11 protein-coding genes are annotated in these 12,929 nt (G+C 68.9%); 9 read left to right on the forward strand and 2 right to left on the reverse strand.

The annotated features are described in order from the left end of the window. The first annotated feature begins 15 nt into the window (after positions 1 to 15). The 5 genes from ACFPCV_RS05310 to ACFPCV_RS05330 all read left to right on the forward strand — a co-directional run bounded on the left by ACFPCV_RS05310 (position 16) and on the right by ACFPCV_RS05330 (position 4,996). Positions 16 to 681 (forward strand): O-methyltransferase, encoded by a 666-nt coding sequence (locus ACFPCV_RS05310; RefSeq protein WP_378054864.1) that lies wholly within the window; start codon positions 16 to 18, stop codon positions 679 to 681. 82 nt (positions 682 to 763) lie between these two features. After that, complete coding sequence (locus ACFPCV_RS05315; protein ID WP_378054865.1) at positions 764 to 1,543, forward strand: 2-amino-3,7-dideoxy-D-threo-hept-6-ulosonate synthase; 780 nt, start codon at positions 764 to 766, stop codon at positions 1,541 to 1,543. Continuing rightward, the gene (locus ACFPCV_RS05320; RefSeq protein WP_378054866.1) at positions 1,540 to 2,652 is read left to right on the forward strand and encodes a 3-dehydroquinate synthase II family protein; all 1,113 of its coding nucleotides are present in this window, start codon (positions 1,540 to 1,542) and stop codon (positions 2,650 to 2,652) included. Before ACFPCV_RS05315 ends, ACFPCV_RS05320 begins: the two co-directional genes overlap by 4 nt. Continuing rightward, a complete protein-coding gene (locus ACFPCV_RS05325) occupies positions 2,649 to 4,088 on the forward strand; it encodes a class I adenylate-forming enzyme family protein (RefSeq protein WP_378054867.1) in 1,440 nt (479 codons plus the stop codon). The genes ACFPCV_RS05320 and ACFPCV_RS05325 overlap by 4 nt, the downstream gene beginning before the upstream one ends. Beyond that, entirely contained in the window at positions 4,085 to 4,996 is a 912-nt protein-coding gene (locus ACFPCV_RS05330; RefSeq protein ID WP_378054868.1) for a bifunctional transcriptional activator/DNA repair enzyme AdaA, read from the forward strand. The genes ACFPCV_RS05325 and ACFPCV_RS05330 overlap by 4 nt, the downstream gene beginning before the upstream one ends. A gap of 14 nt (positions 4,997 to 5,010) precedes the next feature. On the opposite strand, the gene ACFPCV_RS05335 is transcribed toward ACFPCV_RS05330, so the two are convergent. Next, the gene (locus ACFPCV_RS05335) at positions 5,011 to 5,814 is read right to left on the reverse strand and encodes an AfsR/SARP family transcriptional regulator (RefSeq protein WP_378054869.1); all 804 of its coding nucleotides are present in this window, start codon (positions 5,812 to 5,814) and stop codon (positions 5,011 to 5,013) included. A gap of 170 nt (positions 5,815 to 5,984) precedes the next feature. On the opposite strand from ACFPCV_RS05335, the gene ACFPCV_RS05340 reads away from it, so the two are divergent. From ACFPCV_RS05340 to ACFPCV_RS05350, 3 genes are read left to right on the forward strand one after another with little or no spacing between them, the layout of a single operon-like run. Further along, entirely contained in the window at positions 5,985 to 7,658 is a 1,674-nt protein-coding gene (locus ACFPCV_RS05340; RefSeq protein WP_378054870.1) for a class I adenylate-forming enzyme family protein, read from the forward strand. A gap of 16 nt (positions 7,659 to 7,674) precedes the next feature. Further along, complete coding sequence (locus ACFPCV_RS05345) at positions 7,675 to 8,682, forward strand: methyltransferase (RefSeq protein ID WP_378054871.1); 1,008 nt, start codon at positions 7,675 to 7,677, stop codon at positions 8,680 to 8,682. 59 nt (positions 8,683 to 8,741) lie between these two features. Beyond that, positions 8,742 to 10,727 (forward strand): FAD/NAD(P)-binding protein, encoded by a 1,986-nt coding sequence (locus ACFPCV_RS05350; RefSeq protein WP_378054872.1) that lies wholly within the window; start codon positions 8,742 to 8,744, stop codon positions 10,725 to 10,727. Between the two features lie 157 nt (positions 10,728 to 10,884). Here the strand turns inward: ACFPCV_RS05350 and ACFPCV_RS05355 are convergent, their stop codons facing one another. Beyond that, complete coding sequence (locus tag ACFPCV_RS05355; RefSeq protein ID WP_378054873.1) at positions 10,885 to 12,123, reverse strand: tetratricopeptide repeat protein; 1,239 nt, start codon at positions 12,121 to 12,123, stop codon at positions 10,885 to 10,887. 215 nt (positions 12,124 to 12,338) lie between these two features. On the opposite strand from ACFPCV_RS05355, the gene ACFPCV_RS05360 reads away from it, so the two are divergent. Continuing rightward, positions 12,339 to 12,803: an SRPBCC family protein gene (locus ACFPCV_RS05360; RefSeq protein ID WP_378054874.1), complete on the forward strand. Its 465-nt coding sequence runs from the start codon at positions 12,339 to 12,341 to the stop codon at positions 12,801 to 12,803. The last annotated feature ends 126 nt before the right edge of the window (positions 12,804 to 12,929 follow it).

Raw genomic sequence — 12,929 nt, forward strand, 5'->3', positions numbered from 1 at the left:
TGCGAAGGTGGTTTCATGAGACCGATTCCCACCATCGACGCACTCCATGACTACGTTCTCGACCACAGCGGTCCGGTGGACGGCGCACATCGGAATCCGAATCGGCACACGTCGGCCGCCGGCGAGCGGACGCAGTCACAGATCGGACATGACCAGGGCACGTTCCTGACCATGCTGACCCAGTTGATGAACGCGGAGCGCGCCATCGAGATCGGCACCTTCACCGGCTACTCCGCCCTCTGCATCGCTCGTGGTCTGCCCGCCAACGGCCGCCTGATCACCTGCGACGTCAGCCACGAGTGGAGCGAGACCGCCGGACAGGCCTGGTCGAGGGAGGGACTGTCCGGCCGCATCGAACCGAGGCTGGGCCCTGCTGTCGAGACACTGCGCGCCCTTCCCGCCGATCCCGTCTACGACCTCGCCTTTCTCGGCGCCGACAAACCCGGCTACCTCGACTACTACGAGGAACTGGTACCGCGCCTGCGCGCCGGCGGCCTCATCGTCATCGACGAGGTGCTGCTGGCCGGCACGGTGGTCACGGATCCGGATGCCGAAGCAGCCAGGACCATGCGCGAGTTCAACGCGCATGTCTGCGCCGACAAACGCGTCGACGCCGTGATGTTGTCGATCGGCGACGGCGTGACGCTGGCCCGCAAACGGCTCGCCGACGACACGGCATGAACGTCCATTGTGATCAGCCCTCAACTGACAGGACTCAAGGTGTGAGATGTCCAGAACGCCATTGACTGGCAAACTCCTGCGAATGGCACGGTTGTCGCGCCCTCGCGACAACCGTTATCTGTTCGTGCCGCTCGACCATTCCATGGCCGACGGACCGATCGTCGGCCAGGCTGATTTCAACACGCTCATCAGTGACATCTGCCTGGGCGGCGCCGACGCGCTCATCGTCCACAAAGGACGAGCCCGCACGATCCAGCCGGACCTCCTCGGCGACTGCGCGTTGATAGTGCACCTCAACGCCAGCACCGACCACGCCCTGGACAGCGACGAGAAGGTGCTCGTCGGCGATGTCGAGGAGGCGCTGCGGCTCGGCGCGGACGCCGTGAGCATGCACGTCAACGTCGGCTCCGACACCGAGGCGAGCCAACTCGCCGACCTCGGCACGGTCGCATCGGCCTGTGACCAGTGGGGTGTGCCGCTGCTCGCCATGATCTACCTGCGTGGCCCCCGGGTGATCCATCCGAACAGTCCCGACCAGCTGGCCCACATGGTCAGCATCGCCGCCGACCTCGGCGCGGATCTCGTCAAGACCGTGTTGGCCTCGCCGACCGCCCGGATGGCCGAGGTGACCGCGGCCTCCGCGCTGCCGGTCGTGGTGGCCGGCGGGGACGGACACGACATGAACCTGTACGACTTCGCGACCACGGCGATGGCCGTCGGCTGCCGAGGACTGGCGGTGGGCAGGCGCGTGTTCACCGACGACACCCCCCGAGGAGTGGTGCAGCAGTTGGCCGCCATCGTGCACGGCCGTTATGTCCCCCCTGTTCCCGAGTTGGCACAAGAACTGGCAGGTACCAAGTGAAGTTCGCGTGGATCGATGTACGCAGCGTGCCCGAGGCTCAGGTGGAATCCGTGGTGGACGCCGCGATCCATGCCAGGGTCGACGCGATCGTGCACGACGACGAGACCCTGCTGGGCACGCTCCCCGCCACCGTGCGCAGAGTCCTCCTGTCCGAGGAGGGACCCACGCCGGGCACGGAGACAGCGGATCTCGTGGTGCTGCGCCCCGCGACGGACATGTCCGGGCTCGACCGGTTGCGTGCCCTGCACCGCGCGGGTGACGAGCACGTCGCCGCCCTGGTGGACGTCGTCGACGACCAGTCGTTGACGCTGGCGTGTGAGGCAGCGATCGCGCTGCCCCACACGGTGGTCCGGTTCAAGGACCCGACCAAGATCCCGCTCGAGATCGTGATCGCCGCGGCGGACAGCTCACCGGGGCAGCTGATCTGCCAGGCCGACAACCTGGAGGAAGCGAAGATCATCGTCGATGTCCTGGAGAAGGGTTCCGAAGGCGTGCTGCTGGCGCCCAGGGACGCCAACGACGTGTTCGACCTGATGGCGATGTTGCAGACGAAGACCGAGCCGCTGAGCCTGTCGACACTCACCGTGGACTCGACCGAGCACCTCGGCCTCGGCGACCGGGTGTGCATCGACACCTGTTCGCACTTCGAGGAGGACGAGGGCATGCTCGTCGGCTCCTACGCCCACGGCTACATCCTGTGTTGCAGTGAGACGCACCCCCTGCCGTACATGCCGACCCGGCCCTTCCGGATCAACGCGGGCGCGCTGCACTCGTACGTGTTCGGCCAGGACAACCGCACGAACTACCTCAGCGAGCTGAAGGCAGGCAGCGCGGTGCTCGGTGTGGCCGCCGACGGCCGTACCCGGCGCATCGTCGTCGGCCGGATCAAGCTCGAGTCCCGGCCGCTGCTCAGCATCAAGGCCACCTCGGCCGAGGGGGTGCAGGCGAACCTGATCGTGCAGGACGACTGGCACGTGCGGGTTCTCGGGCCTGGCGGGACCGTCCGCAACGTCACCGAGCTCAAGGCCGGCGACCAGGTGCTCGGCTACGTCGCCACCGACAAACGCCATGTCGGCTGGCCGGTCGGCGAATTCTGCGTGGAGAAGTGACCGCCTCCGGTCTCGCCGCACCGAACCGGCGTGGCGAGCCCGGCCGGGGCGTACCCACGTCCTCCTGGTGGGGCGAGGATCTGCTTGGCCGCAGCGCGGACGACACGCCGTGGGCGCGCGGGGCGAGCACGGTCACAGCGGGCCGGATGCGAACCGAGGTCGCGTGGCTGCGCAAGGTGTACGGCCATCAGGGCATCGGGGCGCGCAGTACCGTGTCCCTGCACGGCACCCCGAGCTTCACCCAGCTGTGGTCGGTGTTCGCGCTGTGGTCGCTCGGCGCACAGGTGACCATGCTGGAGCAGCGGCTGGCACGCGAGGACCGGGCCGTGGTGCACGCCCGGACCCGGCCGCAGTTCCACATGACCTTCGGCGGCTCGAACAGGATGAACAGGCCGTTCACCGACGAGTGCGAGGTGCTGGTCCGCCCGCTGCCGGACGGCGAGCCCGCCGTCACCGACCACTGCCTCGTGCACCTGTCCTCCGGGACCACCGGCCAGGGCAAGATCATCGGCCGGACCCCTGACTCGCTGCTCACCGAGGTGGACCGGCTGGCGGCCCTGGACGCGATGCCACGGCCGGGCGAGCAGGTGCTGATCCTCAGCTCCTGGGCGCACTCCTTCGAGCTGATCGGGGGTGTGCTGCACGGCCTCGACCGGGCGGCCACCCTGGTGTTCCCGACCTCGCTCGTGCCCGAGCGGCTGCTGCTCACCGCACGCGACGCTCAGGTGCTGATCGGAACCCCCCGCCACTTCGAACTCCTCAGCGCGGTGCCCGGCACGCACGTGCTGCCCGAGCTGCGCGTCGCCATCTCCGGCGGCGAGGTGCTCAACCCCAGCGTGTTCGCGCGATTCGCGCGCCGCTACGGGGTGCGGATCGGGCAGGTGTACGGCACGACAGAGGCCGGCATCATCGCCACCGACCTGGCGGGCGCGCACCCCCCGCCGAACGTCGGCCTCCCGGTGCCCGGCGTCCGGGTGCGGATCGAGGACGGCGAGCTGGAGGTCCACCTGGCACAGTCGCCCTACCTGACCGAGGCGCAGCCGTGGTTCGGCGGCTGGATGTCCACACAGGACCGCGTGGTGCCGGACCCGGAAACCGGGGTCCTGCGGCTGTGCGGCCGGTCGGGTGACGAGCGAGCGGACAGGTACCCGGAGGCCGACCTCCTGGAGATCGAGCGGGTCCTGCGTTCGCACCGGGACGTCGACGAGGCGGTCGTGACCGGCGTCGACGCCATCGAGGCCCATGTCTCCGGCTCACCGGGTCTGGATCACATAAACCTGATGGAGTGGTGCAGGCGGCTCATGGGAGAGACGAACACCCCCGCACGCTGCCACGTGGTCTCCTCCCTACCGCGGACCGCCAACGGCAAGTCCTTGCGCACCAGGGGGCTCATCCGGGCGACGGGCTTCCGACCGGCCGGTGGAGGCACACCATGACCACCGTGTACGACGATCGCAGGCGGGCCGTCGACCAGCGCGACCGCCGTGCGGACGGAACGTTCTACTACGCGGTGCCGACCACGGATGTCTACAACAGACCGTCATGCGTCACGAGGCCACCCGCGCGGGACCCACTGCTGATCTTCGACACCACCGTCGAGGCGGAAGCCGCCGGGTTCCGCCCGTGCCTTCGGTGCCGGCCCGACCAGTCGACCCTGCACGAGCGGCACACGGCGGCAGTGGTACGGGCCTGCCGGGTCATCGAGAACATGCACGACGCGCCCAGCCTGGACGACCTGGCCGACGCCGCCGGGTTCAGCCGGTTCCACTTCCACCGTGTCTTCAGGGCGATGACGGGCCTGACACCACACTCCTACATCACCGCCTGCCGCTCGCAGCGCATGCGGGCCGAACTGTCCAGGGCCGACAGCGTCACCAGCGCGATCTACGATGCCGGTTTCAACTCCAACGGCCGCTTCTACGCCACCTCCCCGGAGATCCTGGGCATGACGCCGATGAGCTTCCGCGCGGGCGGCGAGGGAACCCGCGTCCATCGCCACGTCGCGCGGTGCTCCATGGGCTTCGCACTCGTCGCCGCGGCCGATCGCGGTGTGTGCGCGGTCCTGCTCGGCGAGGATGTGGGCACTCTGCTGCACCAACTGCGGCGCTGGTTTCCCCATGCGGCGATCAGCGAGGCGAGCGAGGCATTCGCCGCGCAGGTGGACGAGGCGCTGTTCCTGGCCGAACCGCCGCTGGCGGCCCGCGCGTTGCCTGACGACGTCCGCGGTACCGTGCTGCGTCAGCGAATCCGGGCGGCCCTGCGCGACCGCGACACCTCGGTCACCGCCGACGCCGGTTCCGGCCTGATGGTGCTGCGGGACGCGGTCGCAGGCAACGCCGGCTGAGTACGCGACGAACCTCAGGCGCAGGTCATCAGGTCCAAGGACATACCGGTGCCGGCGATCGGGCCGTCCAGTCTCGGATCGGCGGACAGAATGGCCGTCTGCACACCGGATGCGCCTGCCGACGGCACGATCCCGTGTTCGGCACGCAGCACCGCGCACAGCCGCCGGTACACCGCCAACGCGTCGACCTGCCTGCCACAGCGGTAGAGCGCGGTCATCAGCCGCACCTGCAGCCGTTCGTCGGCCGGGTGCCGGTAACTCAGCGCACCCAGCTCACCGAGCAGCTCATGATGCCTGCTGAGTTCGAGGTCGAGGTCGATGCGCAGGCACAGTGCGTCCATCCGGCGCCGAGCCAGACCGTCGCGCAGCACGCTGGACACGGGTCCCGACAACACGTCCACCAACACCACCGCCTGCCACAGCTCGAGTGCGGCACCGACCAGCCGCGCCGACGCACTCAGGTGGTGCGCGGACCTCGCGACGTCGGCCGCCCGCATCCGGTCGGCGAAGACGGTGACGTCGATCTCGCCACGCTCGGCCGCGAACACATATCCCCGGCCGTGGGTCATCAGCCGGCCGGCACCGGACGGCGCTGACGCCAGCACCTTGCGCAGCTGTGTCATGTGCGCGTGCACGGTCGCGAGCGCACCGGCAGGCGAGTTGCCGTCCCAGAGCTCACGAATGCACTCGTCGACCGACACCGTGCTGTTGGCGTTGAGCAGCAGCAGGGCCAGCAACTGGCGCTGTTTGGGGGCCGATGGAGTGACATCGAGGTCACCGTCGCCGAGACGCAACGGACCGAGCAGGCTGATGTCCATCACAAGGTCTCTCTCCCGGATACGCCGTCAGGTGTGCATACGGTGGAACACCGCGGCGGCCGGATCCGTTGCGGCCGGTACAGGGCAAGAACCAGAGCGGTACCGCGGCCCGCGCGCCGTAACGTCGACGGCATCCAGCTCCCGAGACATTTCCTCCTCAAGGGAACGCCATGTACCTGTTCGGCACCCACCGATCCATCGTCCAGAGGCTGCGGCTGTCCATGGACGGCGACCTCGGCGCGGGGAACTTCTTCTGGCGGGTCTGCGCTGTCGCCGACGACCTCGATCGGCCGATCTTGTTCCGGTCCGGGCCCGACGGCCTCACCGGTCTGTCCCTGAGGACCCTGCGCGAACGCGTGCTGCGCTGTGCGAACTGGTACCTGGCGCACGACGTCGGCCACGGCACCCGGATCGGGGTGTACACATCGGACGGTCTGCGCGCGTTCCTGCACCACATAGCGATCACGAGTCTCGGCGGGGTCACCGTACTGGCCAACCCCAACCTGGACCCCGCGGCCGCCGCCGACTACTTCCGGCGCACCGACACCGCGATGGTGCTGGCCGACACGACCAGGCTCACCGCGATCAGGGCGACCGCGGACCACGAGGGCGATGAGCCCCTTACCACCGCCGACGTCGATACGGTCGAGCGAGAAGCCACCTCGGCCAAGGACCACGCCGAGCACCGGCACCACCACCGACTCGACGATCTCGTCCTCATCTCGCACTCCTCCGGCACCACCGGAACACCGAAACCCACCCTGTTCGCCCACCACACGTTCTCCGTCGGCAAACGGGAACGCCTGTGGAAGTTCCCGTCGGCGACCACCGACCGGATGCTGACCGCGTTGCCACACAGTCATTCCGCCGGAATCAGCTACCTGAGCCTCGCGGTGCTGCTCGGCCTGCCCACGCTGATGATCGACGATCCCTCCGGCGCCGCGGTGGCAGTGGCGATGAACGCGTTCACTCCGACCGTGGTCATCGCCTTCCCACTCTCGCTGGCCGACCTGGCCATCGAGACACTCTCCCCGGCGGCCAGGACGAGCGTCCACACCTGGATGGGCATGGGTGACGCATCGCACGAGCGGCACATCCGGCCGCTCGTCGCGCTCGGCCCGGCTGCCGGCTCGACCTATGTGGATGGTCTGGGATCATCGGAGATGGGCATGGTGTTGTTCAAGCACGCCTACACCAGGGAGTCCACTCGGTACGGACGGGTCATCGGCAGGCCGGTGAAGGTGGTGAGCCGGGCCGCCGTACTCGACGAGCTGGGCAACGAGCTCCCGGACGGCCAGGCCGGTCTGCTCGGGGTGCGCACCCCGAGCGTCACCCCGGGCTATGTCAACGACCCAGCCCTCACCGCGCAGGCCCGCGCCGGCGGATACTTCTTCACCGGCGACGTGGTCCGCCGCGACGCCGATGGCACGTGGTACCACCTCGACCGGACTCCGGACGCGATCCACACGGTGGCAGGCCCGACCTACAGCCTGCCACTGGAGGAAATCGTGCTGAGCGAGACCGGTGCGTTCGACGCGGCCGTGGTCGCGGTGGACGACCCGTTCGCGGTCGGCCGGTCGCGGCCGGTCGCGGTGGTGCTCTTCAAGGGCGGAGGTCCGACGCCGCAGGACGTCCTGGCACGGTGCAACCGCGTCCTGGCACTCGCCGGTATGGCGCTGCTGGCGGCGGTAGTGGTCGCCGAGAGCCGCGCGGACCTGCCGGTCGGCGTCACCGGGAAGGTGCTCAAAAGGGTACTGCGCGACCGCCACCGGCATCTGCTCAGCGAGCACGCTCCGCCGGGCACGGCGATCGACATCCGGTTGACCACGTCAGCCACCGAATAGTCCCGAAGAGGAACCCATGACACAGCAGACCCCTGCCCGCACCGTGGTCGACATCGCCACCGGGACCTGGCGGACCCAGGCCCTGTACGCGGCGACGGTGCTTCGGCTGCCCGATCACGTCGCGGCCGGGCACACCACCAGCGCCGCCCTGGCCGCCGAGGCCGACGCGGCCCCGGACGGCATCATCCGGCTGATGCGGCTGCTGACCGCGCTGGACGTCTTCGCAGGCGACGACCGCACCGGCTACCGGCTGACCCCGGTGTCCCAACTACTGCGCAGCGACGAGCCGGGATCGATGCGGGACATGTGTCTGATGTACGGCGAGGAGTTCCACCGAGCCTGGGGCTCGGCGGCGACCGCGATACGCACCGGTCACGCGGGATTCGAGGACGCGTTCGGCAAGACCTTGCACGAGTATCTCGCCGAAGAGCCGGAGGCGGGGCCGAAGTTCCTGAGCGCGATGAACGCCGGCAGCGTCTTCTTCTCCGACGTGCCTGCGGTGTACGACTTCTCCGGTTGCAAGACGGTGACGGACCTGGCCGGCGGCAGCGGACTGCTGCTGTCCACCGTCCTGCGCGCCAACCCCGGACTGCACGGTGTGCTGCTCGACCGCGAACACATGTTGACGGTTGCCGAGGCGCATCTGAGCTCCACCGTCGAGCCAGGTCGCTACGAGGTGGTGGCCGGCGACATCTTCGAGTCCGTACCGTCTGGTTCCGACGCCTACCTGCTCTCCCGCATCCTGCAGGACTGGGAGGACGACGACTGCATCACGTTGCTGAGCAACGTCCGTCGTGCCATGACCAGCACCGCCGCCCGGCTGCTGATCGTCGAGCGAATGATCCCCGACGGGGGCTCCGCGGTGTTGCCGCTGCTGTACGACCTGCACCTACTGATGATGGCGGGCGGCCGGGAACGCACCCCCGCCGGTTACGCGTCCATTCTGGACGGTGCGGGACTTCGCGTGGAGTCGGTGCACGAACTGGCTCTGGAGACCAGCCTGCTGGTGGCCGCACCCCGGTGACCCGGCCGGAACACCGTTGCGAACGATCCGACCAGCAGGACTGTCCGAGGAGGTGCCGGATGCGGACGAGGACCATCCAGGTCTGCGTCATCGGTCTCGGCCCGCGAGGACTGTCCGTACTGGAGAGGATCTGCGCCAACGCGACCGGGTGCCTGCCGACGGGCCATGACCTTGTGGTGCATCTGGTGGATCCGCGTGCGGGCGAGGGCGGCGGGGTGTGGCGGGACAGTCAGGACCCGGAGCTGCTGATGAACACGGTGGCCGCACAGATCAGCATGTTCGTCGACGACAGCGTGACCTGCGCCGGCCCGGTGGCACCTGGGCCGAGTCTGCACGAGTGGGCCAGGTCCCTCGCCCTGGTCGATGCGCCGCCGGAGGTCCCGGACACCGTGCGCCGGGAGGCGGCGCGACTCGGACCCGACTCGTACCCATCGCGATCGTTCTACGGCCACTATCTCAACTGGACACTGCACCGCGTGGTGCGCACGGCACCGCCGGTGGTCGCGATCCACCTGCACAACGACAACGCGATGGACCTGCGCGAGTCCGAGGACGGTTCGCAGGTGGTCCGGTTGACCGGCGGCGCCACGATCGACCAGCTCGATGCCGTGGTGCTGGCACAGGGACACCTGCCGACCCAGCCGACCAGGGCGCAGGTCGTGCTGAGCCGGTTCGCCGACGAACACACCCTGCGCTACCTGCCGCCGGGCAACCCCGCCGACGTGTCCCTCGACGCCATCGGGGCCGGCGAGGTCACCATCCTGCGCGGCATGGGGCTCACCTTCTTCGACTACATGGCGCTGCTGACCATCGGCCGGGGCGGCGTGTTCTCGCGGCGCGCGGACGGCTCGCTGACCTACCTGCGCTCGGCCGCGGAACCGCGACTGGTCACCGGATCACGACGGGGCGTCCCCTATCAGGCACGCGGCGAGAACCAGAAGGGAGCGACCGGCAGGCACCGGCCGGTCTTCCTCACCGAGAAGGTGATCGCCGGGCTGCGGGCACAGGCGGATCAGGGCCGGCCGGTCAACTTCCGGCGCGACGTGTGGCCGTTGATCGACCTCGAGGTACGCGCGGTGTACTACAGCACACTGGTGCGCGAGCGGAACTGTGTCTGCGACGCCGCGGCCTTCCTGCACTGTTTCACGACGACCGCGGCGGAAGGTAGCGCCCGGGCAGGCGGCGACCCGTTCGGCACCGAGCCGTCGGCAGCCGAGCAGAGGCTGCTGTCCAGCGCCGGTATCGCCGACGACGAGCGGTGGGACTGGCACCGAGTCGCCCGGCCGTACGGTGGGTCAGAGCTGCGTTCCACCGCGGAGTTCCGCGACTGGCTGAGGTCCTACCTGGACGGTGACGTCGCCGAGGCACGGCTGGGCAACGTGCAGAGTGCCCCCAAAGCCGCGCTGGACGTGTTGCGTGATCTACGCAACGAGATACGTCTCGTGGTCGACCACGGCGGGCTTTCCGGCGACTCCTACCGCGACGACCTGCAACGGTGGTACATGCCGCTGAACGCGTACGTGTCGATCGGCCCGCCCGCGCAACGGGTCGAGGAGCTTGGCGCGCTGATCGACGCCGGTGTGGTCTCGGTGATGGGCCCAGGTCTGGTTGTGACGCAGGACGTGAGCACCCACCGCTTCGTGGCCACCTCGCTGATGTTCCCAGACGTGCGAGAACAGGCCACCACGCTGATCGACGCGCGCCTCCCGGAAACCGACCTGCGCCACACGACCGATCCGCTGGTCCGCAATCTGCTGGCCCGCGGGGAGTCCAGGCTGCATCGGATCCCGATCCGCGACGGCGGCTCGTACCCGACCGGCGGCCTGGCGGTGACCCAGCGTCCCTATCACCTCGTGGACGCCGACGGGTCCCCGAACCCGCGTCGCTTCGCCTTCGGCGTACCAACCGAAACAGTGCACTGGATCACCGCGGCGGGTATCCGGCCCGGCGTGAACTCCGTCATCCTCAGCGACGCGGACGCGGTTGCCAGGGCGAGTTTGGCCGCGGCACTCGACCGATCGGTCGTTGCCGCGGCCGCGGACTGAATCGACACCCGCGAGCAGGATGTCGCCGACACGAACCACTCCTGCGACACACGTCAGCGGTGTTGACCACGCCGGTCTCCTGCTCGGAAAGCGGCCACGCGGATGCGCCCGGCCCGTGGTAGGTGACCTCGGTGCGGCGTTGTGCTGTGGGGCTTCGTCAATTCTTGTCGGGCTTCTCCACGTACGAGGCTCGCAGCCGGTCCTTGTCCGACCTCGTCCAGGCGATTCCCCACAGGCCACGCTCGATCGCTACGTGGAAGGTGGGCTTGTCGCCAGTGATTTCGCTTGTCATCGCTGCTGCTTCTGCCAGCGCGGCGCGACCGGCTTCCTCAGCGCCGACACACATGAGGAGAACGGACAGATTGTGCAATGCCTCCGCGAGACTCTGACGGCAGTCAGGGTCGTTTTCGGAGAGTTCGCGTTGCAGGGCGACGGCTTCCCGCGCGACGGCAACGGCGGCCGGTCTGCTGGCTGTCATGTGCAGTCGACGGCTGAGCCGGTCCAATGCGCTGCCAAGCCTCGGGCGGTGCACCAGGGGGTCGGTTCCGATGAGCTCGCGGTAGAGGCCGACAGCTTCCTCTGCTGTGGCAAGCGCGGCGTGTGCAGCTCCTTGGTTCGCCTGGTATTGGCTCAGGTCGTCCAGACTGGCCGCCAAGCCGGAGCGAACCGACGCGGGATCGGCCGCGGCCAGTTCCCGGTAGAGCACGACTGCCTCGCCAACAGCATCAAGAGCTGCTTGCCCACGACCGGCTCGGCTGAAGGCGGTCCCGAGGACGGCCAGGCACCTGGCGAGTTCCGGCCGGAAGGCGTCCGGATCGACCGCGGCGACCTCGCGGTAGCGGGCCACCGCCTCTTCGGCGGGAGCCAAGCTCGCCGTCACATCGCCGTTGTGCGCCAGCCAGAGCCCCAGATTGCTCAGGCTACGGGCCAGTTCGGCGCGGTGCGCGACGGGATCCGACGTCACGAGTTTCCGGTAGAGCGCAACGGCTTCCCGGGCCGGGCCGGCAGCCGTTTCCACCCTGCCCGCCGCTGCCAACAGGTTGCCGTAGTTGTTGAGCGCCAGTGCCAACTTGGGGGCGAACTCGGCGGCGTTGGATTCAACGAGCTCGCCAAGCAATGCCACCGCTTCGCCGACCGGTTCGACCGCGTCTCGCGGGTGCCCGGCTTCACAGAGTCGCACGCCGAAGTTCTGCAAGGCGGTGGCCAGATGTGGCCGGAAGGTCAGTGGATCGGCTTCAGCGAGCTCCCTGCGGATGGCTAGCGCCTCACGTGCGGGCCCGAGTGCGCCTTGCTTGTCGCCTGCGTCGGCGAGCTGGCTACTGAGGTTGATCAGGCTTGCCGCCAAGCTGTCCTGGTGACCACGGCCTGACTCGGCGAGGTAGCGGAAGATCGTCACTGCTTCACGGGCCGGGGCGATCGCGGCTTGCCGCTCGCCTGCGATGCCCTGAAAGGCGCGTTCAGGGCGCTGAGCGCCCTGAACGGCCCATTCACGGCACCGGCCCAGCCCCGTCTCGGGCGACCGCAGAGGTGTGGGTGTCGTGCCCGACGACGGTCCGTACACCCAAGCCACTTCGCATGATCTTCACGGAATCAATCGTCTAGCATGGCGCCGTGCCACGGACCGACACGGGAGCCCGGGTGATACCCGCGCCGCCGGAACGCGTGTACGCCGCCCTCGTCGATCCGGACGCGCTCACAGCATGGCTACCACCCGACGGGATGACCGGCAGATTCGACCGGTTCGACGCACGCCCGGGCGGCTCGTACCGGTTGATCCTGACCTACGCGGACGCGGGTTCACCGGGCAAGGCCACCCCCGACTCCGACGTCGTGGAAGCACGATTCGTCGACATCGTCCCCGGCGCACGCGTGGTACAGGCGGTCGAGTTCGTCTCCGACGACCCCGCCTACGCCGGCACGATGACCATGACCTGGGAGGTCACCGCCCTCGGCACCGGTACCCACGTGGAGATCCGCGCCGACGACGTCCCCGACGGCATCTCCGCCGAGGACCACGCTGCCGGACTGGCCTCCTCGTTGGCGAACCTCGCCGCCTACCTCGAGACAGACTCCTAGCGCCCCGCGCCGGACACCAGGTCTCTGAACCACCTATCGGGCGGCAGCCGGCTTGCCTGCCCCTCGTGAGATCCTGCCCGACCACCGAGTCAACTTCGCCCTGTCGTCGGGGTCCGTCACCGTGAG

This window comes from Actinophytocola glycyrrhizae (genome assembly GCF_042653545.1).
GTDB classification, from domain to species: domain Bacteria; phylum Actinomycetota; class Actinomycetes; order Mycobacteriales; family Pseudonocardiaceae; genus Actinophytocola; species Actinophytocola glycyrrhizae.